Source organism: Frigidibacter sp. MR17.24, assembly GCF_037095655.1.
GTDB lineage: Bacteria > Pseudomonadota > Alphaproteobacteria > Rhodobacterales > Rhodobacteraceae > Frigidibacter.
This window is the reverse complement of record NZ_JBAWKE010000009.1, coordinates 1-22101: the sequence shown is the minus strand read 5'-3', so window position 1 is coordinate 22101 and position 22101 is coordinate 1. Positions and strand designations below refer to the sequence as shown.

Annotated in this window: 22 protein-coding genes and 1 pseudogene; 2 read left to right on the top strand and 21 right to left on the bottom strand. The window is 62.8% G+C overall.

Features of this window, described 5'->3' with window-relative positions; all coding sequences use genetic code 11:
- Positions 1-32 precede the first annotated feature (32 nt).
- The 20 genes from V8J39_RS19830 to V8J39_RS19735 form a co-directional block, all read right to left on the bottom strand.
- A complete protein-coding gene (locus tag V8J39_RS19830) occupies positions 33-692 on the bottom strand; it encodes a hypothetical protein (protein WP_336462703.1) in 660 nt (219 codons plus the stop codon).
- Positions 689-982 (bottom strand): helix-turn-helix domain-containing protein, encoded by a 294-nt coding sequence (locus V8J39_RS19825; protein ID WP_336462702.1) that lies wholly within the window; start codon positions 980-982, stop codon positions 689-691. Before V8J39_RS19825 ends, V8J39_RS19830 begins: the two co-directional genes overlap by 4 nt.
- A complete protein-coding gene (locus V8J39_RS19820) occupies positions 979-1536 on the bottom strand; it encodes a hypothetical protein (RefSeq protein ID WP_336462701.1) in 558 nt (185 codons plus the stop codon). The genes V8J39_RS19825 and V8J39_RS19820 overlap by 4 nt, the downstream gene beginning before the upstream one ends.
- Positions 1526-2386, bottom strand: a complete 861-nt coding sequence (locus tag V8J39_RS19815) for a YdaU family protein (protein ID WP_336462700.1) — start codon at positions 2384-2386, stop codon at positions 1526-1528. The genes V8J39_RS19820 and V8J39_RS19815 overlap by 11 nt, the downstream gene beginning before the upstream one ends.
- Positions 2383-2790, bottom strand: coding sequence for a hypothetical protein (locus tag V8J39_RS19810; protein WP_336462699.1), 408 nt, complete (start codon positions 2788-2790; stop codon positions 2383-2385). The genes V8J39_RS19815 and V8J39_RS19810 overlap by 4 nt, the downstream gene beginning before the upstream one ends.
- Complete coding sequence (locus V8J39_RS19805) at positions 2787-2933, bottom strand: hypothetical protein (protein WP_336462698.1); 147 nt, start codon at positions 2931-2933, stop codon at positions 2787-2789. The genes V8J39_RS19810 and V8J39_RS19805 overlap by 4 nt, the downstream gene beginning before the upstream one ends.
- A 3-nt stretch (positions 2934-2936) precedes the next feature.
- Entirely contained in the window at positions 2937-3197 is a 261-nt protein-coding gene (locus V8J39_RS19800) for a DUF2312 domain-containing protein (RefSeq protein ID WP_336462697.1), read from the bottom strand.
- Between the two features lie 34 nt (positions 3198-3231).
- Positions 3232-3423 (bottom strand): hypothetical protein, encoded by a 192-nt coding sequence (locus V8J39_RS19795; RefSeq protein WP_336462696.1) that lies wholly within the window; start codon positions 3421-3423, stop codon positions 3232-3234.
- A 3-nt stretch (positions 3424-3426) separates the two neighbouring features.
- Positions 3427-3774: a hypothetical protein gene (locus V8J39_RS19790; RefSeq protein ID WP_336462695.1), complete on the bottom strand. Its 348-nt coding sequence runs from the start codon at positions 3772-3774 to the stop codon at positions 3427-3429.
- Positions 3775-4423: 649 nt separating this feature from the next.
- On the bottom strand, positions 4424-5596 hold the full coding sequence (locus tag V8J39_RS19785; RefSeq protein WP_336462694.1) for an oxidoreductase: 1173 nt from the start codon (positions 5594-5596) through the stop codon (positions 4424-4426).
- Between the two features lie 208 nt (positions 5597-5804).
- On the bottom strand, positions 5805-6191 hold the full coding sequence (locus tag V8J39_RS19780; protein ID WP_336462693.1) for a helix-turn-helix domain-containing protein: 387 nt from the start codon (positions 6189-6191) through the stop codon (positions 5805-5807).
- 314 nt (positions 6192-6505) lie between these two features.
- Positions 6506-8122, bottom strand: coding sequence for an IS66 family transposase (gene tnpC / locus V8J39_RS19775; RefSeq protein ID WP_336462692.1), 1617 nt, complete (start codon positions 8120-8122; stop codon positions 6506-6508).
- 900 nt (positions 8123-9022) lie between these two features.
- The gene (locus tag V8J39_RS19770; protein ID WP_336462691.1) at positions 9023-9247 is read right to left on the bottom strand and encodes a helix-turn-helix domain-containing protein; all 225 of its coding nucleotides are present in this window, start codon (positions 9245-9247) and stop codon (positions 9023-9025) included.
- A gap of 544 nt (positions 9248-9791) precedes the next feature.
- On the bottom strand, positions 9792-12869 hold the full coding sequence (locus V8J39_RS19765; RefSeq protein WP_336462690.1) for a type I restriction endonuclease subunit R: 3078 nt from the start codon (positions 12867-12869) through the stop codon (positions 9792-9794).
- Positions 12869-14008 (bottom strand): DUF4268 domain-containing protein, encoded by a 1140-nt coding sequence (locus V8J39_RS19760; protein WP_336462689.1) that lies wholly within the window; start codon positions 14006-14008, stop codon positions 12869-12871. Before V8J39_RS19760 ends, V8J39_RS19765 begins: the two co-directional genes overlap by 1 nt.
- Positions 14008-15339 carry a restriction endonuclease subunit S gene (locus tag V8J39_RS19755; protein ID WP_336462688.1) on the bottom strand — a complete coding sequence of 444 codons (1332 nt, stop codon included), beginning with the start codon at positions 15337-15339 and terminating at the stop codon, positions 14008-14010. Before V8J39_RS19755 ends, V8J39_RS19760 begins: the two co-directional genes overlap by 1 nt.
- Positions 15336-16853, bottom strand: coding sequence for a type I restriction-modification system subunit M (locus tag V8J39_RS19750; RefSeq protein WP_336462687.1), 1518 nt, complete (start codon positions 16851-16853; stop codon positions 15336-15338). The genes V8J39_RS19755 and V8J39_RS19750 overlap by 4 nt, the downstream gene beginning before the upstream one ends.
- 336 nt (positions 16854-17189) lie before the next feature.
- Positions 17190-17321: a hypothetical protein gene (locus V8J39_RS19745; RefSeq protein ID WP_336462686.1), complete on the bottom strand. Its 132-nt coding sequence runs from the start codon at positions 17319-17321 to the stop codon at positions 17190-17192.
- 4 nt (positions 17322-17325) lie between these two features.
- A complete protein-coding gene (locus V8J39_RS19740; RefSeq protein WP_336462685.1) occupies positions 17326-18753 on the bottom strand; it encodes a DUF6880 family protein in 1428 nt (475 codons plus the stop codon).
- Between the two features lie 183 nt (positions 18754-18936).
- Positions 18937-19518 (bottom strand): NYN domain-containing protein, encoded by a 582-nt coding sequence (locus V8J39_RS19735; protein WP_336462684.1) that lies wholly within the window; start codon positions 19516-19518, stop codon positions 18937-18939.
- Between the two features lie 644 nt (positions 19519-20162).
- Here V8J39_RS19735 and V8J39_RS19730 point away from each other — a divergent pair.
- Together V8J39_RS19730 and V8J39_RS19725 are read left to right on the top strand one after the other, a co-directional pair.
- The gene (locus tag V8J39_RS19730) at positions 20163-20573 is read left to right on the top strand and encodes a TIR domain-containing protein (protein WP_336462683.1); all 411 of its coding nucleotides are present in this window, start codon (positions 20163-20165) and stop codon (positions 20571-20573) included.
- A 3-nt stretch (positions 20574-20576) separates the two neighbouring features.
- The gene (locus V8J39_RS19725; protein ID WP_336462682.1) at positions 20577-21443 is read left to right on the top strand and encodes a DUF4231 domain-containing protein; all 867 of its coding nucleotides are present in this window, start codon (positions 20577-20579) and stop codon (positions 21441-21443) included.
- A gap of 100 nt (positions 21444-21543) precedes the next feature.
- Here the strand turns inward: V8J39_RS19725 and V8J39_RS19720 are convergent.
- A pseudogene (locus V8J39_RS19720) lies at positions 21544-22101 on the bottom strand (transposase); the annotation flags it as partial.

The following is a 22101-nucleotide window of genomic DNA, read 5'->3' as shown; positions in this document are numbered from 1 at the left end:
GGGGCTGTAGCCGCGGGGTGGGCAGGTGCAGGTCATGCATAGTCCTCCGCGCGTTCCAGGCGCCGGCGGCAGGAAGGCAGCCAGCCGAACTGCGTCCCGTCGACCTCCTTGCGCCAGACAAGCCAGCAGTAGGCCGTGGCGGTGCTGCCCGTTGCGGTCAGCTTGCCCTTGTGCATGACAACCCGTTCAGTGAACTGGAGAATGTCGCTCGGCGGGGTGGTGCTGAAGAGCCGGTCATGCCGCCCCACCCCTTCGAGGAAGGCGCTGCGGACGATGACCGCGACGCCCAGAGTGCAGGTGCGCAGCGCGCGCTCGATGAACTGCTCGGCCAGCCGGAAAGGCGGGTTGGTGATCGTCCAGTGGACCGATTCCGGATCGGGGCCGAACAGGTAATCCTGCACCGGGAAGCCAGCGCCGTAGTCGTGCACGTCCGCCGCCTCGACTGAACCGAAAAACTCGCGCAGAGGTCGGACCATGTGCCCGCGGTTGGCGGCAGGCTCGCGAACGGACATGGCGCGCATCGGATGGGGGCCATCTGTCCAGTTGATGATGCCGTGCTCGATCCACTCGCACAGCGCGCGGGTCGCCCAAGGCGGCGTGGGGAAGTCGTCTAGGCTGTCGTGCGGCTCGGCACGGCGCTGCATGACGGCGGTGCTGCGGTTCTGGGTCGAGATCGGTACCGGCGCGCTCATGCTGCGTCTCCCCGGGTGATGCGGCTGCGGTGGCGGGCGACGGCCGAGATGATCGTGCTGTGGTCGCGGTTCAGCATCCGGCCGATCTTCGCGTAGGCCATGCCCATGTCGCGGAGGTCGTGGCAGGCCTCGTCTCGCGCCAGGCAGAGGTCAGCCCCGCGCTTGGGACCATAGATCTGCTGCCAGTCGACACCGTGGCGCGCTGCGGCGCTGCGGACGACGCCGAACACGATCGAGGTCGCATGCCGCGGGCGGCCGGTGATGCTGGTGAGGAAGCTGGCGCGGCTCATTCCGGCTCCCCCGACATGCAGTTACCACGAAGCGCGATCTCGACAGCCGTTGCGCGGACCTCGGGATGCTCCATGGGGAAAAGCTCGTCGACCAGCGCTTGGATGCGTGCCCGCTCCTCGTCGGTGGCGGGGCGGCGCGTCGGCTCCTTGGGCTCTGGCCCGCGCTCCATGGCGCGGAGCATGTGCCGGCGCGGGCCAGTCATGGCCTCGCAGCGCTTCTCGAGCTCTTCCCATGTCGGCCAGAAGCGATAGCTCTGACGCAGCAGGACTTCGCGCACCACATCGGCCGGATACCGGCCGAGGCGACCAGCGTAGACTGCGACACGAAGCTCGTCGGCGAACTCGTCCTCGGCTCGACGCGCCACCGTCACGGAAAGCTCGGCCAGCCAGCCCTCGATGTCGCGCTGCGCCGCCGGGGTCATGAAGTTGCGCAGATCCGCGATGGCTGCGGCGCGCGCATCCTCGCCGCCGTCAACGTCGCATCCGACAGCGACCTGGTAGCTCGGCAGGTGCTCGCCGTTCGGGCCGCTCGGGAAGCGCAGCTCATACCGCACCCTCAGCACGACGCCGTGCGACGATGCTCGCGATACTGCCGCCCTGTCCATGTCGCCCGGGTGCTGCTTGCCGAGCCACTGAGCCACGGCCGCCTGCGAATTTACGGGCGTTACCGAGCCATGTGCGCCAGCCGGCGTCCCAGTCTTTGAACGTGGTGCCGTGGGCGAGGTGGTAATCGCGGAAGCGATCGGCTTCATGCTGAATTTCCTCTGCTGAGAAATTTCGTTCGGCGGCGTCAGCGATGTTTCGATCTGACGGCACCCAGTTCGCGGGCAGGCTGACGGCTCGCCGCTTGGGAGGCGGCCCGACAGGCTGGGGAATGGTGTGAGGTCCTGACGGATCGTCTGCGCCCGTCAGTTCGGCGGGTTGATCCGCATCGAAGGGGTCGGATTTTTGGGAAGAACCGATAGGTTCTTCTTTTTCTTCTGGTTCTGGCTTCTGGATAGCATCCCCCAAGCATTGCTTGGCTGATGCGTTCGCATTCTCGCTGCTTTGATTTTGCTCGGTTTTATCGGCTTGTGCGCGCCATCGTGCGTTCGCACTGGCACTCGCTTTTTGCGCGCGAATTCCACGCGCACTGAGTTCCTTTTCGGTGCGGCGATTGCTCACCATTCCGTCTGCGAGGGCCATTTTCCCCTCGCTGCACAGGCCGCGAAATGCCTTGGCAAAGGCAGCCTTCGGGCAGCCGCAGCGCCGCGCCAGCCTGGCCTCGTCGTATGCGATCGGCCCCTCGTTTTCGTAGATCAGGGCGATGAGGGTGATGTAGACCCCGCGTTCAGCCGAGGTCAGGCCGCTGGTCCCGGCGAGCCAGTCAGAGGCGTAGAATTTGACCCATGGGGTTTCGCTCACCGCACGCCCCCGATGATCTGGGTGCGCAGCTCGGCGTCAGGCCGGCCGGCGGTGAAGGGCGTGATCTCGACCACCACGGATCCGCCCTTGCGGGCCTCTCCACGCGCCGCGGCGATGGCATAGGCGCTGTCATCGATGCCCGTCGCCTGGGCGATCCCGTCGATCGCGTGCTTCATGGACGCGATGAGGTTGTCCATGTCCCGGCGGCGGTTGCACGGCGGGTGGAACGTCAGCTTGAGGTGCAGGGCCCCGGCGTCGATGTGGCGGATGCCAGCGGCCCAGCAGGCGTAAACCGTGTCGATCTTCTCGGCCTTCTTGGCCCGGAACTTGTCCTTGAGCTTGCCAGTCCAGTTGGGCGACAGCTCGCGGCGGGGCCATGGCAGGGTCACGGTGTAGCTGGTCACTTCCGGCCCCTCCGCAGGGTCTCGTGGATGTCGATGAAGCGGCTGGCCGCCTCCCGATCCCGGTTGGCGACACGCTCGGCCCGGCGCGCGATGAGCGCGGACGGTGCGGGGCGGCGCAGGAGGTTCAGGAGGAGGCGCAGCATGGGTCAGCTCATGCCGAGCGCGGCTTTGTACAGCTCGAGGATCGCCTCGTGCTCGTCGACGTCGTTCTTGTCGCGCTTGCGCAGCGCGATGATCTCCTTGACGGCCTTGGCGTCGTAGCCACGGCCCTTGAGTTCTGAGTAGACGTCCTTGATCTGCTCGCCGATGTCCTTCTTCTCGGACTCGAGGTGCTCGATCTGCTCGACGAACTGGCGCAGCTCGTCGGCGGTGACGTTGTAGGCTCTGTCGGTGACGGGGGTTCTCATTCGGTGTTCCTTGGGTGCGGCGCGTGGCGCCCGGTTACGGATGGTGGGGTTTCGGCGGACGCGGCAGGCCGAGAGCCGCCCGGCGCTGATCGAGGGCGAAGCGCTCCCCGGGCAGCGGAGCTCGGCCGTAGGGCTTGGCCGGATCGAGCATCGCCTCCCATGCCGGGATCTCAGCGGCGCTGAGGCTGGAGATCGCAGCGATCTTGTCGGCGCAGGGCTCGCGCATGTGTCACGCCCCCGCCTTGCGGCCGCGCTGCGGAAGCCGGATCTCGTGCTTGCGCGCGATGTCGCGGATCTTGGTCTTCGAGCAGCCCTGAGCTTCCGCGATCTGGGGCGCACTCATGCCCTTCGCAACCGCCTGTCGGATGCGCTCGGCGAGGAGGTGCTGCTCCCTGTCCTCGTTCGACATGACCCTGCCGGACGCCTTGATGTCCTGCTTCACCATGTAGAGGGAGGAGCCCGTGATCTCGGCGATGCGCTCTGCCCCGTAGCCTTCGTCCAGAAGCTCGACGACGCGCGCCCGGCGGGCCTCGGCGGCGGCCATCCGCTTGGCATGCAGCGGGGACACAGGGAGCATGGCGACCAGCGTCGAGCCGTTCCACCGTAAGTGGTGTATCGAGGGGGGGATTTGAGTTTTCTTAGCGTGAGCCGATAGCGACAGAATCCTGCCACGGCGAATCAATCGATGCTGAACCTTCCAGATAATTGACTGGAAGCCTTGGTCAGCGCCCCTCCGAATGACGGCCCCACAGAACCTCCTCCCAAGATCGGATCGCCACCCTTCAGGCCCGACATGCGAGCGGCCGCGGTTGATTGAGCACGTGAGACAACCTCCTTCGAACTGGTTGCCGGGGCGGACCACAGTAGGATCAACGTCATCGTTGTGCACGCGGGCATAGCTGACGACCCGCGCGGGGCTCGGTCGCACCTGCTCGGCTCAGCGATCACTCGTAACTCGCGGCCCGGTATGTGCCGCCGGAAGTGCTTTCGCGAGGGCCTGCGAAAAGCGGACAGGGATGCCGTTCGCACATCCTGGTGCGACCCGCGATACGCCTTCACGCGGCTCTCGACCATGTTGCCGCAGCGGGCGGCCCGGGCCGGCTACGACGCTCTCCTGGCGGGAGCGGTGGCGAACTACGAGAGCCTCGACGAGGAGGCCCGCGCAGTGGTCGTGCAGGTCGATCAGGCGCCCGAGGCCAGCTACCTGGATTGGTAGGAAGGGAGAGTTATTCGGCCGCAAAATTCTGGCTGCCGGGCTCAGGCAGTCCGATGCTCGGGCCGTGACCTCTGAAGTTGCGCAGCCACCAGGCCCAGTCCTGAGGAACGAGCGCGAAGGGATCGGCGTGTCCAAGCTCGCGAGCCGCCCAAACCGGCCAGTGCGGGTTTGCCAGTGCCGGTCGCCCCAAGAACACCAGATCGATCAGCTCCTCCCTGATGGCCCTGTCGGCGTTCTGCGGAACACCAAGGTTCCAGCTGGTCGCGACAGGTATCCCCACTTCGGTGCGCACGCGCGATGCTCGCTCGAGCATGAAGCCCACGTTATTGAACGGCGCGTCGATCATCTCATCGGTGTTGAAGCCCAGAGACACATCGGCCAGATCCAGGCCGTGGTCCTTCATCATGGCGATTGCCTGAATGGCGTCTTCGAACTGGACGCCGGCAGGGTTGTGATCATCCACTCCGAGTCGCATCGTCAGGGGATAGTGCTCGGGCCACACCTCTCGCACGGCATCCAGGGCCTCAAGATGGAACCGAGCGCGGTTCTCGACGCTGCCGCCATATTGATCCGTTCTCTGGTTCGCCAGCGGCGAGAAGAAACTCGCGCCGAGGTAGCCGTGAGCGTAGTGCATTTCGAGCCATTGATACCCGGCTTCGAGCGCGCGCCTGGCAGCCTCGGCATAGGAGCGGTGAAGACCTTTGATCTCGTCGACCGTTAGCTCGTGAACCGGATATATGTGCCCGCCGCCGCCATATGGGATCGCTGAAGGAGCCACACAGGTCCAGCCATCGGGGTGGTCGGGCGGAAGCTGCTTCCAGGTGCCTTCGCTGTTCGTTCCCTTGTGTGGGGGAAGCTCCGAACCTTTCCTCCCTGTATGGCCCAGCTGGATGGCGGGAACGCCACCCATACGCTTGATCATGGCACATGTCCGTGCATGACCGTCGATCTGGTCGTCGCTCCAGATGCCTGCACAGGAGGTCGTCGTCCGACCATCAGGCGTGATGGCCATCTGTTCGCCGAAAACCAGCGCAAAGCCGCCGGCAGCTCGCGCACTCAGATAGCTGACATGGTAGTCGTCGAGCTTCCCGTCGACGGAACTATACATCGTCATCGGCGACATCACGATCCGGTTGCGGAGTGTGATGTCCTTGAGTTGAAACGGGGAAAACAAGTCTGGCATGGGAGAGGCCTTCTGACGGATTTCTACCCTGATGCTCCGGCTCCGGTGGCGATCAGCGCAACGGCGCTCTGCTCCCTGCATTGCAAATCCCTGTCCAAACTTGCGTTGGAGCTGACAAGTGAACCTTGGCGCTACCAGAATGAGCACATTGTGAGAACGCTTTCGGAAGTAGCGTCCGCTCACAGCTCAGTGACCTTGTCAAACGACATCAGGAACCGCCCCCCTGAGCGACCGCGCGCTCGACGGTCCGCAGGCTCACCGTGATGCCATGCTCGGCCGCAAGCTCCTGACGCACCACAACCGCATTCCCGCCGTGGCGACGGAACCGTTCGGCCAGCCAGCTCTCGAAGCCTTCAAGCGCCCTGGTTCGCGACGGGGGAGAAGCCGATCGCCAGCCGCCTTCTGCCAGCCACCGCTTCACCGTGTTGCGTGAGCAGCCGAGCTCCGCGGCGATCCGCTTCGTCCCCAGCCGCAAGACTTCAGCGCCAGCATCGCCGACACATCGTCCGGCGTCCGCATCTCGACCCTCCCGACCATTACCACCGGTGAGGAAACTGCGGGCTTCTCTTCTCTCATGGAACATCCTCTCGACCATAGGGGTCAGTTCCTCATGTCGCCGAGGGGGCAGTTATCCATGTCGCCTGACAGACCTACGCTTGAGGTCCCACACGGACTGGGACTTGCTCCTAGTCAGCATCCATGGATGCAGGTCGGCGGCGGCGCTGCGTCTCCGTTGGGGCCCCTGCAAGGCAAAGCTCTCGTTGACCGATGTCGCGCGACGCTCCTGCTTGCGTTGCTCCTGCTTCTCTGAGACACGCGCGATCACTCGGCACCAGAGCGCGGTCGCGGTCCTGCAAAGGACGCAGCAATGTGCCGAGACCGTTTTTACGCGACTACGCTGGCGGAAAACTAGAGTGTATATTTGCCGACAGGGCAGAGCCACGGCACCAGAAGAGCTGGATCGATCTTTCCGCGGGTGAGATTTAGTTGATCGGTGATCCAGCCAATGTAAGCGCGCGGATCGACACGGTTCAGCTTGCAGGTTTCAATGAGCGTATACCAAATAGCCCACGACTCGCCCGCGTCCTCATTCTGTATAAACAGGGAGTTCCTTCTCGTCAGGGCCAGGCCACGTATCGCATTCTCGACAAGGTTATTGTCCATTTCCAGGCGTCCATCCCAGATGAAGCGGCAGAGATGATCCCACCTAGAAAGCGTATACTTAATTGCTTGCTCAAGCAGTCCGTCGGCAGACTGGGCATTCTCCAGATCACGCTTGATTACTTCCAGAACTGGGCGAATGTGACGTTGCCGCTTCGCCGCTCTTTCCTCGGAATCGGAGCCGACAAAAGTTCGCTCGAGGTCGTAGATAGTTCGAATGGTCCGCACAATATTTTTCGCGAATGGCGATCCCTGCGCGTCGACCGCTCTCTCGAACTTTCGGCGAACATGGGCAAAACAATGCTGAACAATCAGCTTCACCTTGAAGCGATTATACAGAGGGTGTCCATCACAATGCATTGCCGTAACCGATCCGCTAGAAAGTAATTCCTCGGCGACCTCACCCTTCCTTGTGGGGGAGTAGTAGAACGACGCCGCTAGAGGCGCGTGCGGGTTGAACCTGCTTTCGTTTCGCGTCATCACCCAAAAAGTTGCCTGAGAGGGCTTGCCCCGCTTTTTCCCCTCTTTAGGGTGGACGCATTTGATAAAAGTTTCATCAAGGTGGATGGTCGGGCCTGAGATGACATGATTTGTGATGGCATTAGCAATTCCCTTGAATTTCTTCGCCTGATCATTGACAAGGCGATTGAGGGCTCCACGGGAAATATTGTGACCGGCCACGAGCAACTTGAACCAGTTCCTATGAACCGGAATATGCTCGTAATGCTTTTGTATCGCAAACTCGTTTATGAGGGTGCTGCCGATAGTTCTGCGCCAGTCCAGATACCGATCTACAGGTTTTCTCTTTATCTGCCTCAGGCTGCAGTTAATATTATTGCAGCGACACTCATGATGGGTGTCATTGAACACCACCACGCGAGCCGGTTGGTATTCAATACGCGTGTATTTCTTTGTCTTCATGGGTGTGAGGTCGCCGCTGCACCCATCACACGTCATGCTGTCAGGGTAGAAGTCACGTGTAATTTCTTTTACGCCAACAGGAAGCTTCATGGGCTGCTTTCCTGACTTCTTTTCAGCATCTGCCGGAATGATGGCCTTCAGCTCAGCCTCCATATCTAGCAGTTCTTGGCTGACGTCGCCATCGGTCATCCGCTCAGAGCTCGACCCATACACGGTTCGATTCAGCTGTGCCACCTGAGCTTCAAGCGTTTTCACCCGCTTCTCTGCTTTGTTCGCCCTCGCACTTTCCCGCCTCATCCGTCCCGATAGTTCATCGGCGGCCACCTTCATCTCGGCCACAGTCTGACCGACTTCCTTCACCACGCGCGCAGAGACGCGACTGCACGAGTTCAAGGAGTTTAACACTTGCACAAATAGAGCTTCAAAATTCTCCTGTGGCGTCATGACCGGACACCCCTCTGATAGAAATCAAGATGGGTGTGTTTGATCTCGGAGAACGAGGCATCGGTTTGAATCGATGATAGGTTTGGGTGAGCGTTATGGGAGCGACTGCGCGCTTTACCCTGTCTGCGCCGGGGGGGGCAGCTATGGGCATCGCTGCCAGAGCCGAGGATGCACGGAGAGGTGCCGAAGCGAATGCTCAAGTATTGCTCGCAATGCCGCTGGACGCCTTCGGCGGCCGGCGGGCGCGCACCCTGGCTTACAATCTTAGACATGGATTTTCGCAATCCGACATGAGGTTGGCCCCGGGGCCGGCGATGGCCACGGGTGAGACCCTTCAGGCAACAGACGCCGCCAAGCGTCAGGCCACTGAACAGGTCCTGCAGGCGATCAGGCGCTCAGCGCCGCCTGAAGCTGCAAAAGAGGGGGAGTGCTCGTCTATCCGGACGCTACGCTCAGTGCTGGAGCTTCTGGGAGTGAGAGAGACTCAGCACGATGCGAAAAATTAACGCAGCGGCGCCTTCCCAATGATCCGAAGCAGAGCCGTTTATTTTCTGTCGCTGCCAACCTACATGGCGACGTGCCAGCCATAGATTGCTTCTACGCTTCAGGGGCATGCTTTATCATCCATTCGTGCCGGCCGAGGCGCGCAAAGGCGCATCGCTCAGCGAGCGGTTCGGTCTGCGGTTGACACCGCACCGATTTGGAGAGATGAAGTCATGTGTCGTGAAGACATGACTATCTAGGGGGCTCGTGACGCCAATCACGGGCCCTCGTTCATCTTTCTGAATCGATTTGCTAACTTTGCGAAAAAGAACTTCGGCAAGGTGACCGTTTAGAGCTTTCCAGCAGCGATCCTGTTCAGCCTTTCCGTCCTTGCGTCATCTTCCGAAGTTTCTCGGGTCAACTAAGGATCCGGCGATGCTCCCAGATTTCTCCGGGGTCGCGACCGAGTATTTCCGCGATGCGGTCTTCGATCCTTCGACTGCGATTGTGGGCCTTGATCACGCCGGTCACCATCGTTCCCGACACGCCAGCCTCCTCGGCTATGCGTTTGACCGAGTAGCCCTTATATCGAAGGTCCCGTTTCAGCTCTTCTCGTTCTTCTTTCGTCTTCTCCATCGTCATGGCCTCGATCTCGTCTTCGTCTAACTTGGTTCTTACAGATCACCGATTCGCGACGCCATCGGGAATTTTTCCCACCAGAGTGATCAGAGGCTCGATAAAGACGGTGAGACCGAGAAATGTGATCGCGACGCTCGAGGCTCCTGCCGGATCAATCGCTCCTCGGAAGGCGGGAATCCCCTGTGCGAATAATCCTTGATCTTCGGGCAGAATCTGGGGCAGCCGGTGGAGATCTAGATCGCGGGTTGCGTTGTGAATAGAGCTACGACTGCAGTTGAATAAGGGTGCCGAGGTGTCAATGTATCGAGGCGGGATATGCGAAAAATGAATTGTTGTGGGAGGGGGAGGCGCGTGGTAGTATAAGCGAATAATACTTACTCTGGGGCTTCCGCCGCGTCGGTAGATTGACCCAGATTCTTCACGCACGACCCCTTCGGTCACGAACATTCACGAATGCGTGATATGATTTCTGGTCGACCGAGGGCTCTCAATTCTCCTGCCGGTGGCGCCAAGAGAACCTTCCCAAGAGTTGCGGCGTGACCAGAGTTCACGCCATGGCCAGCGCTTCGGCTTGCTGGAGGACCAGCTTGACGGCATCGGATGCAAGATCCGGCGGGTAGCCGTAGCGATTCAGGATCCTTTTTATCGCCACGCGCAGGCGGGCACGGACATTGTCCCTCTTCCACCAATCAACGCCCGCGTTGTTCCGCACCGCCGCGACGAGCTCGGTGGCGATGACGCGCAACTCGTCATTGCTCATTGCCTGTGTCGCGCTCTCGTTCTGCGCCAACGCGTCATAGAAGGCGCGTTCGGCGGCGTTGAGCCCATCCTCAGGTTCATTGCGCAGATCCTTCGCTAGCGCGATCAGCTCCTGCAGGATCTGCAGCGCGTCCACGCTGCGATTGTGGTAGCGGGCGATGGCCTGCTCCAGCCGGTTTGAGAACAGCTCGCGCTGCACGACGTTCGTCCGCGTCCGGGCCGAGATCTCGCCATTCAACAGTTTCTTCAGCGCCTCGACCGCGAGGTTCTTGTGCGCGAGCCCCTGCAGCTCGAGCATGAACTCCTCCGATAGCACACTGATGTCCGGCCGATCGAAGCCGCAGGCCTCGAGGATGTCCACGACCTCGGTCGAGGCGACGGCCTTGTTGATCAGCTGCTGGATTGCGAAGTCGCCCTGACCGCTGCCGCTCCCGCTGCCGGTCTCGAGCTTCGCGAGGCTTGCACGCACCGCGGCGAAGAAGGCGACTTCCTCGGCATGCTCGGTCGCCTGCGGGCTGCCGGAGGCGAGCTTGTAGGCCTTCACCAGCGCCGCGACCGCGTCATTGAAGCGGCGCAAGTTGGTGCGGGCCTCGTCCACCCGGGCGCGTGACAGAACATGCTCGATCGCGGCGGGCAGGACGGCCAGCCGCTCGGTAGGAGTGCCCTTGAGAGCCGCCGCGTAGTCGAAACCGTGGAACTGCACGCGCGCGACGTCCAGAGCATCGAGGAAGGCCGCGACCGCCTCGGCCTCATCGACGCCGGTCTGCGCCTGGTCGGTCTGCGAATAATGCGCGAGCGCCGCCTTCAGCTCGGCAGCGACACCGATGTAGTCGACCACGAGCCCGGCGGGCTTGTCCCTGAACACGCGGTTCACCCGGGCGATGGCCTGCATCAGCCCGTGGCCCTTCATCGGCTTGTCGACATAGAGCGTGTGCATGCAGGGCGCGTCGAAGCCGGTCAGCCACATGTCGCGGACGATCACCAGCTTCAGCGGGTCGACCGGTGTCTTGAAGCGGTTGCGGATCGCCTCCTGCCGCGTCTTCGAGCGGATGTGGGGCTGCAACTCCGCAGGGTCGGTGGCCGAACCGGTCATCACCACCTTCACCTGGCCGGTGTCGTCGCTATCACCGTGCCAATCCGGGCGCGCCCTGACGATGCGATCGTAGACGGCGGCGCAGATGCGCCGGCTCATGCAGACGATCATCGCCTTGCCGTCCATGGCCACGAGCCGGGCGTCAAAATGCGTCAGGATGTCCTCGACCACGGTGTCGAGGCGACGGTCGGCTCCGACCAGCGCCTCGACCCGGGCCCATTTCTTTGCCGTGGCGCTGGCCTGATCCTCGGCCATGGTCTCGGTCGCTTCGTCGAACTCCTCGTCGAGGGTCTCGGCCACATCCTCGTCGAGGGTGATGCGGGCGACGCGGGCCTCGTAGTAGATCGGCACGGTGGCCCCGTCCGCGACCGCCTGGGCGATGTCGTAGACGTCGATGTAGTCGCCGAAGACGCCGCGGGTGTCGGCACCCACCAGCTCCACCGGCGTGCCGGTGAAGGCCACGTAGACGGCGTTCGGGAGCGCCTTGCGCAGCTGGTAGGCGAGGCCGTGGCGGATCTCGCCGGTCTCGCGGTTCAGCTTGGCCTCGAAGCCGTATTGGGTGCGGTGCGCCTCGTCGACCAGCACGACGACGTTCGAGCGCGCGGTGAGTTCGGGGAAGGTCTCGCCACTCTCGGGGCGGAACTTCTGGATCGTGGAGAAGACGATGCCGCCGACGTTGCGATCCAGAAGGCGGCGCAGATCCTCGGTGCTGTCGGCCTGAACCGGCTCCTCGCCCAGCAGGTCCTTGCAGCGCGCGAAGGTCGCGAAAAGCTGATTGTCGAGGTCGTTGCGATCGGTGAGCACGAGGAGCGTCGGGTTCTCCATCTGCGGGTGGTGCATCACCCGGCCCGAGAGGAAGGTCATCAACAGGCTCTTGCCCGAGCCCTGGGTGTGCCAGATGACGCCGCCCTTGCCGTCGGCCCCGCGCGCCGAGAGGATGGCGTCGCAGGCCTTCCGGACAGCGTGGAACTGGTGGTAGCCCGCGATCTTCTTAACGGGGCCTTTGCCCTCATCCTCGAAGACGACGAACCAGCGCAGCATCTGCAGGAGGGTCCCGGGTGCCAGCAGGCCTTCGGTCAGCGTTGGCAACTCCAGAGCCGAGCCCTTGGGCACCAGCGTCTGACCGTCGACCGTGCGCCAGCTCATGTAGCGGTCGAGCCCGGCCGAGAGTGAGCCGTAGCGGGCATGCAGGCCGTCGGAGATCACCGTCAGCAGGTTGGTGCGAAAAAGGTCGGGAATCTCGGTGCGGTAGGTGGCGATCTGGTTCCACGCGGCCCCGATGTCGGCCCCGGCGATGCCCTTCAGCTCGACCACCACCAGCGGCAGGCCGTTGAGGAACAGGACCACGTCCGGGATCCGGGCGCTCTTGCCCGCCACGTCGAACTGGCGCACGGCGCGCCAGTCGTTGGCGGCGTTGTCCCAGTCCACCAGCTGGACACGGGCGTTGCGCTCTTCGCCGTCGCGGAAGAAGGTCACCGGCACGCCGTGCACCATCAGCTCGTGCAGGCGGCGGTTCTCCTGGATCAGGTCCGAGACGAAGACCGCGTCGCTCACCCGGCGCGCCACATCCTCGAGGGCGGTCGGCGGCACGCCGGGGTTCAGCGCCACCAGCCGCTCCATCAGCACCGTCGCGAGGATCGTGTCGCGGAAGCTCGCGCGCGGCGGGGCCTTCAGCTCGGGCGAGACATCGGCACCGTGCTGCAGCTGGTAGCCCAGCGGTGCGAGGCTCTCCATGAACACGGTTTCAAGCTGGTGCTCGCTGATCCAGGCCACTACTCGGCATCCTCGTCATAGGCGCGGACCTGACGGCCAAGGCGCGAAAGGGGCTCATGGAATGCCGTCTCCAGCCGCCGCACATGGGCCGAGAGCCAGTCCATCATCGCGGGCCAGCTGTCGCGGTTGTAGCCGTCGAATTCACAGGAGTAGAGGATCCGGCTTTGCTTCTTGTCATCCATCCGACGCCATTCGAGCGGCGCACCGAACGCCTCCTCGATCTGAGGGCGAAGCGCCACAAGCTGATCGAAGAGCCACTTGTTCTCGGCCCCTTCGGAGCGTGACAGCGACAGCTCGACCCGCGCCTCGTCGCGACCGAAGATCAGCTGGTAGGGGCAGGATCGAACGCCGGAGCCAGCCGAAAGCCAATGCTGCGTCGTCGGGCTGATATTGGCGTAGATCTCCACCTTGTCCGCGCGCAGGCGTTCCAGCATCAGCGACCAGAACTGCTGGCGCAGATCGTAGCGCTTCTTCTGTGTCCCCTGCACAGCCGTCTCTTCGACCTCTTTCGAGGAGATGCCGATCATGTAATCGGCGGCCTCGGGCGGGGGGATGATCTGCTGCAGGTCGAGGAACAGCTCCTCGCCGAAGCCGAAGGGGGTGACCCGGAAACACTGCACCGCGATGCCGCGGCTGATCAGCCAGAGCGCGGTCGCCGTCACCTCGCGCCGGAAGTTCGCGGCGACGAAGAGGATGCGCTGGCCGTTGCCGGGGTTCAGGACGGTGCCCGACAGGTCCTCGACCTCGAGGAAGTCGCTGATTGCCTGCGCCGCATCGCCGCCGCCGCAATGGTCGTTGAGGTATTTCTGGTGGATCTCGACGATCTGCGCCTTCTTCAGGCCCGAGGTGTAGGCGGCGTATTTCAGCGCCTGCCAGACCACGTCGCGGCCCGAGTCATCGAGCTTGTTCTCGATCACCACCAGGTTCCCGGCCTTGTCGAGCGCCAGAAGGTCGAGCCGCTCCTTCGTCTCGTCGAACCCGTCGAACTCCTTCTGCAGGATCAGAAGCTCCTCCCCCAGCGCGTCGGGCTGGTGCACGAGCCATTCCTGAAGGTGCCGCCGCTCGGTGAAGCCGAGCTCGCCGAAGCGTTTTTGCGACAGGCGCGAGATGCGGTTCGTGGGGCGGTCGACGCGGAACATCAGGCGACCTCGTCGATCTGTTCCAGAGCTTCGCCAACGCGAAGCTCGCCGGACATGAGGCGGGGGAGCAGGGTGTCGCGGAGGTTCGCGAGAATTCCAGATTCAGATCCGAGAGCGTGAACACGCTCGAACCACGAGCCCGCGATGGTTCCGAATGCTGCAAGGAGCTCGTCTGGTGGTGCCGTCACGGCAATCTCAGCGAGTGCAGAAGCCGACAGGCGCTGGTGGCTGTTCGACGTGCCGGTCACCCGAGATACGGCCTGCTCGCGGAACTCTTCAGAAGAGAGTAGCGAATACAGCCATGGCGTTTGCTCTGGCGTTGCAGCATTCGCAACGAAGAACTCCGTGGAGGCCGCCGGGACGCCTCGGCCATGGTCCGAGCGCGCCCACCAGACCCTTGGGATCATCGGGTTCAGTCGCGAGAAGAGGATCGCATCATTTGGCACAAAGAGCTTGTTGCTCTTGATTTGCGCCCCGTCTTCCAGCAGCGGCACACGGCCGCTGTCAAAGGCCGGGAGGCTGAAGTGCCAGAAGCTGGAGGCCGGAGCGTCCATGGGCTTCACGGTCCGCTTTGTCTGGACGCAGAGCTCCCCAACCGTGCGAATCTTCCACCCCTTCGGAAGCCCATCGTCACCGAAGCTGTCGGGGAAGAGGGCGGCGGTGGCGGGGTCCATGTGGGCGGGGGCGCAGCCTTCGGCCTTGGCCTGCACCGGGTCGAAATCCACGAACCACGAGCGATAGAGCGCCCGCGCCATCTCCTCCAGCGTCGCCGCCGTCTTTCGGTTCAGCTCGATCTTGTCGTCGATCAGCCGCACTGTTCTCCCGACCTCCCGCTGGATCGCGATTGGCGGAAGCGAGAGTTCTAGTTCGCGCTGGGAGGTAAGGCTCACATAGCCGGCCATGTCCGTCTCGCCGGCCCGGGTGGCGAACAGGCCCTGAAAACCGGGCGACCTCAGGAGCGCGAAAAGGAAATCTCGATCGATCTTCTCGCTGTCAACGACGCGCCAGAAGGTCGTCTGGGGACTGCAGACAAAATTGGGAGCATCCATCGGTGCGCGGGCCACTCGCCCGATTGTTCCCTTGTGAGAAATGATCACATCGCCAGGTCGGCCAATGCCCTTACGGACCCGGCGCTGTGCCACCGCGTCGATCTTTTCAGCTTGTGCGAAAAGCACTGTGCCGTCCGCCATATCGGCAGCGCGGATGAAAGCCATGCCGCGGTCGGAAAACTCATCCTTTCTCGGACGGTTTTCTCCATGATTTCCATCTTCTACGAGAAGGGCGCCTTCGTGCTGCCACTGCGCCACGGTCTTCGTGGTTATCGTCGTCACGACAACGCCCCCAGCCGAGCCTCGATCTCGGCCTCCAGCCTCCGCCCCTCCGCAAACTGCTCGCGCACGGTGCCCATCAGTCGCTCAAACTTCTCCTCGAACGCCTCGTCGTCCTCCTCGGCCGCGCCGGCCCCGACATAGCGGCCGGGGGTGAGCACGAAGTTGTGGGCCTCGATCTCGGCCAGCGTCGCGGACTTGCAGAAGCCCGGCACGTCCTCGTAGGCCCCCTCGCGCGCCTCGCCGCGCCAGGCGTGGTAGGTGGCGGCGATGCGGCGGATCTCGGTCTCCGACAGCTCCTTCTGCTTGCGCGAGCCGGAAACCAGCGCGCCCATCTTGCGGGCGTCGATGAACAGCACCTCGCCGCGCCGGTCGCGTAGGGTCTCGTTCATCGCGACGCCGTTCGACTTGTCGCGGGCCAGGATCCAGAGGCAGGCCGGGATCTGGGTGCCGTAGAAGAGCTGGCCGGGCAGCGCCACCATGCAGTCGACGCCGTCGCCGCGCACCAGCGCCTCGCGGATCTCGCCCTCGCCGCCCGACATCGAGGACATGGAGCCGTTGGCCATGACCACGCCGCCGATGCCCGAGGCCGAGAGGTGGGCGTGGATATGCTGGATCCAGGCGAAGTTGGCGTTACCGACCGGGGGCGCGCCGAAGCGCCAGCGGTGATCCTCGCGCAGCAGGTTCCCCGACCAGTCGGAGATGTTGAAGGGCGGGTTGGCGAGGATGTAGTCGAAGCGCTCGTCGGGGAATTCGTCGCGCAGCAGCGTGCCCTCGGAATTCCAGCGGATGTCGGCAAAGATCGAGCGGATGGCGAGGTTCATGCGCGCGAGGCCGAAGGTGGTGTGGTTGCGCTCTTGCCCGTAGATGGCGATGTCGTCGCTGCGGCCCTGATGGGCGTCGATGAACTTCTCGGATTGCACGAAGAAGCCACCGGTGCCGCAGCAGGGGTCGTAGACGCGGCCGTGGGTGGGCTCGATCATTTCGATCAGCGTGTCGACGACGGATTTGGGGGTGTAGAACTCGCCGCCGCGCTTGCCTTCGCTGCTCGCGAACTCGCCGATGCAGTATTCGTAGATGCGGCCGATGAGGTCGAAGTCGGCGCGGGTGCCGTCGAGCTTGAGGTTCGAGAAGAGGTCGATGAGGCCCGAGAGCATGGCGCGGTCGATGGACTCGCGGCCGAAGACCTTGGGAAGCGCGCCCTTGAGCGAGGGGTTCTCGGCCTCGATGTCGCGCATGGCGTCGTCGATCATGACGCCGATGCGGGCGTCCTTCGACTTGGCGGCGAGGCTGGCCCAGCGGGCGGCCGCGGGGACGAAGAAGGTGTTCTCGGCCAGGTATTCGTCACGGTCCTCGGGGTCGCCGTGGTCGGCGATGATCAGGGCCTGGCGGCGAGTGAAGGCCTCGGAGACGTAGCGCAGGAACAGCAGGCCGAGGGCGATGTGCTTGTATTCGCCGGCATCCATGGCGCCGCGCATCTTGTCGGCCGCGGCGAACAGGGTCTTTTCGATACTCACAACAGGTCTCCGGCCAGCAAAGTGAAACGCATGCCCGTTCTAGCCCCCGGAAGGCGAGCTTGTCATGCGGCCTGCACCTTTCCGAAGAGGTTTCTGGGGCGGGGTGAGACCTTGGCGCATCATTTTTCGCATGCAGAGCTTGGGGTTGATCGGGCGGCGGTGGGATCCGCCACGCGGAAGCGCGGGGGGCCGCGGTCGACGCTGGTCCATCACGTAAATGCTGATGCGCCGCCGGTGCCAGCCACGCGCCGGCGGCTTCTCGCACAGCTATCTGCCCGTTTCGAACCAATAGCCCCACCCCCGGGGGGGCGCCGTCCCTGCAAAGCCGCAGTCCCGTTAGCGATCGTTCTGCCCTTCCAGCAGCATCTTCGGGCTCTGTCTGGAACAGATCAACTGTGCCTGCGCGCCCGCGCGAAGCCAGCGCATGCCCACCATGCTGTCATTGATCGGATCCAGTGTCGGTGCCACGCCCCTATTCCGCAACCGCTTCCCAGAAGGACGATTTCCGGGCGTGGACCTCGTGCAGCGCCTGCTGGTAAACGTCGTGCGAGGGGTGCGGACCGTAGTCGGCGATCCGCGTGTCGGCCTCGGCGCAACTCTGAAGGTGCCGGGCGGCATGGCCGTATCGACCCTTCCGTTGCTGGGTCAGCGAGAAATCGATCAGCGCCCGCCAGAGCAGCACGGCCTGCAACGGGTGGCTTGGCGACATCTCCTCGGCGAGAGGCGCCAGGACCTCGTAGACATCGCCATCGAGCTCGGTAGGACGCGCGTCGATCAGGTGACGGGCCAGTGGCAGATCCTGCGTGACATGGCAGAACCAGAGCGCCCGCGTCATCTCGGGATGGGCCAGCACAACAGCGCGGGCGGCCTCGGCCGCCTCGATGTCCTCAGAATCGGCAAGAAGCTTCAAGTGATGGCGCAGGGCATCGGGGCAGAGCTGCGCCTCGAACCGCGCCCAAAGCGCGTCGCGCAGGTCATCCTTGCGCCCCAGCGCCGAGAGGCAGGCGAAATGCGCATCGTCCAGTTCACGCGAGTCGTGCCGGTCGCCCCTCTGCGCGGCGATAGCCTTGCGGATCAGCACCAAGGCCTCCTCGGCGCGGCCGGCCTTGAGAAGTCGGGTCGCGGCATCGGGGGCGATCGTGTGATAGGTCAGCTGTTCGGCCGAATACTTCGCCATCCAGCCATCCACATCGCCCTGCAGATCCGCGACCTCCTGCAGGATGCGCTCCAGCGTGGCGTTGCGGGCCCGGCGGGCGCGGTTTTCGCGGTCGGCCTTGCGGACGTAGTCATAGGGGGCCAGATCGGCCTCGGTGATCGGCGCGTCGCAGGCGGCGCTCGCCTTCTCCTTCAGCGCGGCCAACCCGTCCGGACCCATTGCAGTAGCGAGCGCTTCGATCGCGCCGTCGAAGGCGCCGTAGCCGTCGGCAACTGTGGCCTCGAGGATCTGGTCCGCCAGGGTCTCCGGGCCGAGGGTCAGGCTCGGCGCGATCCGGGCAATGGCCTCCATCGCGGCATGCATGGTCTCGCCGATGGTGCCCCAGCTGTCGTCGGTGCGCTCCTGGATGCCCTCGGCCAGGTGCAGCTGCGTCCAGAGCAGCTCGTAAGCCAGCCCGGGGGCCGTGGGCGCGATGCGGGTCTCGATCATCTCGATGATCCCGGTCAGCTCCTGCGCGAGTTTCTTCTGCGCCGGCCGAACCAGAAAACCTTTGGCGCGACGGATCGCGACGAAGCGCTTGCGCACGTCGGCCGCCACGGTTTGCGGCCCGTCATCGGCGGCGAGCGCCATCCGGACGCGGCGCTGCCGCGCGGCATCGCCCTTGACGGCCTCGAGCAGCAGATCCGCCAGAACCTCGGGCCCCAGCGCGGTCAGGTTGGTCTTGTTGAGCGCCTTTCCGGCCATGCGCGATACCCTTCCATCTGTGGGAAACTCAGGATGGCGGGAGCATCCCTACCCCATTCCGGTGCCCTCTGCGACCCGGGCACGAAAAGGCTCCGCTTCTGGCGAGGCAACTCGATTGTAGGCCAAGACAGGGATGGCGCGTCGCCGCGCGAGTAGCGCCCCGGACCGGGTGCCCGCCCCGGACTATCGGGCGGGGTTGTCCGGCAACGCCAACCAGACTGCGCCATCCCGATAGCCGCCCCTCACCAGAAAACCCTCTTCGGAAACTTCCGGATGCCGTTCGGCCCAGTCCCGATAGCGATCATTGGTGACCACCCGAGCCCCATGGTCCCGCGCGGCAGACAGAATGATCTCATCGGCAGGCGTGCCTTTCGGCACGACCAGCACCCGATCTTGGGGCAAGCCCAACAGCTTCGCGAGAGCACCGTCATCCTGATAGCGGTCGAACAGCTTGTAGCCGACGTTTGCGTCGAAGACGACGCCAGGCGTGAAGCCGCGCGCGACCAGAAGCCGTATGGCATCCTTCACCACCGCGGTATCTGGACCCGTTCCTTTCCAGTGCATGATGTTGGACCCGTCCAGGATGATCCAAGATCGCTTCGCCGACCGCGACAATCTCGCGCGCCACGCCGTCTTCAGAATAAGGAACAGGCTCGCCAGCGCACAGGGCGCGGCGATCAACAGCAGGTCTGTGAGCTGCGGAGACAGCAGGCTTGCGATCAGCGCCGCGCAGGAGGCCATCAGAATGACAAACAGTGCAAACATCCCGCCCCCGTCAGGCAAACAAAACAACAAGTTGCCTAGTCAGGCGATAGAGATCGTCATAGCAAGCTACCAAGGGCAACGATAGGGGAACATCTTCCGGCATCCCCATAGTGGTGATCGACCGCCCTGCGAGCGACAGTCTGCCCAAACCTGCTGACCGCATTGGTCATGGCTACTACCGCACCAAGCCCCAGGCGGACGGTCATGCCCATGCGAAGCGACAGGCGCGGCACAGGGTGAAGTGCGGAAAGTGCTCGCTCTCCGCAGAGTCAACGGAGGGCCGCTTTCGCCGTCTCTTGGCTAGTCTCTTCCACGCTCAGAAGTTCGGGACGCTGAGTCTTCGTCGAGCTGGTGAATTTGTCAGCAGCGGCGGACATCGTCGTTGTGCGCAGGGGCCTCCTCATTTCCGCGTCAGTGCGTGGCGTATAACAGACAAGGGATGAGCGCCCCCATCGGCGTGTTGAACCGAAAATCTCAGTTTCCGACGTGGCTGTCGGCAGGAATGGGACACAGGACGAGGCCGGCGCTTCAGCTGTGGGTTGGGTCGTTTGGGTAACATGCGCAGACATCATGTCTGTCCCTGCTGCACTTGCACTTGGCGCATCACGGGGGCTGACATAGAGTAACGCGACAAGGAGAATTCAATGCCTTACCTACACGATCACAAGCTTTTCATCAGCCACGCGTGGAAATACAGCGACCGCTACAATAGGGCAGTTAGGTTTCTAAATGACGCATCTAATTTCAAGTGGTCCAATTACTCTGTTCCCGAGAGCAAAGCCTTTGTGGGCATGACTTCTGAAGAATTAGGTGAGCAGATGAAGCGCCAAATTCGACCAGCTCAGTGCGTGGTGATCGTCTCCGGCATGTATGTAAACCACAGCGCTTGGGTTCAATACGAAATGGATTTCGCAAAACAGATCGGCAAGCCGATCCTTGGGATAAAACGCTGGGGTGAACAGCGCACTCCTCAGTCTGTTGTTAACTGCGCGGATGAAATGGTGGCGTGGAATTCAGCATCTATTGTGGCTGCAATCCGCCGCTTGGTGCCTTAGATTATGTTCGATTATCCTGCACTGTATGAGACTGCCGGCGACTTGTCGGCCAAGTCGCAGTCCACATATCTTTCTCTCATTCGAGCGGAATACGCTCTGCTGTTCCTAGCGGCAGTTCTTTCGATGAATTGGAGCAAAGAGCCAACTTTCTTCATCGCTTACACTTTAGTTCTACTTTCTTCGTTAGGGATCCTTGTCTGTCGGAACTGGATGAAGCCTGAACAAGACTGGTATCGAGGAAGAGCGCTAGCGGAGTCGATTAAGACCTCTTCGTGGAGATTTGTGATGAGGTCGAGCCCTTTTGAAGATTCGGCCTCCATCGTCATTCCGAGAGGTGAGTTTAGAGGCCACCTACTGGCCATACTGAAGGCCAACCGTTTTATCGGTGACAAGATGCCGCCCGATAGCGCCGCGAAACAACAGATTCCGGCGAGCATGGAAGAAGTGCGGTCCCGTGACCTTGAGCAGCGGAAATCGTTCTACTTAGAGCACCGGATTAAGGATCAGCGCAAATGGTATGCTACGAAGGCGGGGGCCAATAAGCGGGCGAGCAAGCATTGGATGTTCGCTGGCATTGCAGCATATACGGTCGCCATCGTTCTGGCGCTTACCCGAATTGAATACCCAGATTGGGAAATCTGGCCCATCGAGCCGGTGATTGTTATTGCTTCGTCTTTCATTGGCTGGACGCAAATCAAGAAGTTTAATGAGCTCGCCTCATCTTATACCCTTACCGCGCATGAAATTGGGATAATTCAGAATGGTATTGAGGAAATAGATGATGAGGCTAAATTCTCTGCATTCGTAAACGATGCGGAGCAGGCTTTCTCGCGGGAACACACCCAATGGGTCGCGCGGCAGCAAGCTTAGCAGGCCGCTGAAAAAGTCTGCCGTGTAGAACGGTTTCCCTCGATCCGGGTTGATGGCGCCAGGCGTTCGAGGCGAGCATTATGAGCAGCGGCTTCCCGGCTCAGGCTGCGAGCAGTTTTGGTAGTCTGGCCAGATTGCAGGCCGCCATCGCCAGGGTGAAGCGGGCGCGGACGCGGTCGATGCCGCGATACAGGGTTTGCGCCATGCCGCCGACCGTCTTCACCCAGCCGAAGGGTTCCTCGATCTTCTTCCTGCGTCGCTGCGACTTGGCGTAGCCGGGGTGCCGGGTGGTTCGGCCGTCGATGGCGGAGTGCCGAGACTTCTTGGCAACGTGCGGCGTGACGACCATCTGGCGCAGCTCGGCGACGAAGTCTGCGCTGTCGTAACCACGGTCTGCCGCCAGCGTCAGGCGCCGGGTCGATCCGGGCGAATGGCGGTGAGCATCTCGACGGCGGCCTTTCGTTCTGCTCGGCCGTCTGCAGTGGTCAGGTCGGCCTGCACGATGAGGCCGGAGCGGTTCTCCATCAGGCTATGCCCCATGAAGCACAGCATCGCTCCGGTGCCAGGTGACTTCTTGAACAGCCGCGCCTCCGGATCGGTCGTCGAGGCATGGGTCGCGTTGGAACGCCGCTCGCCGCGGAAGTCGACTTCGGCGTTG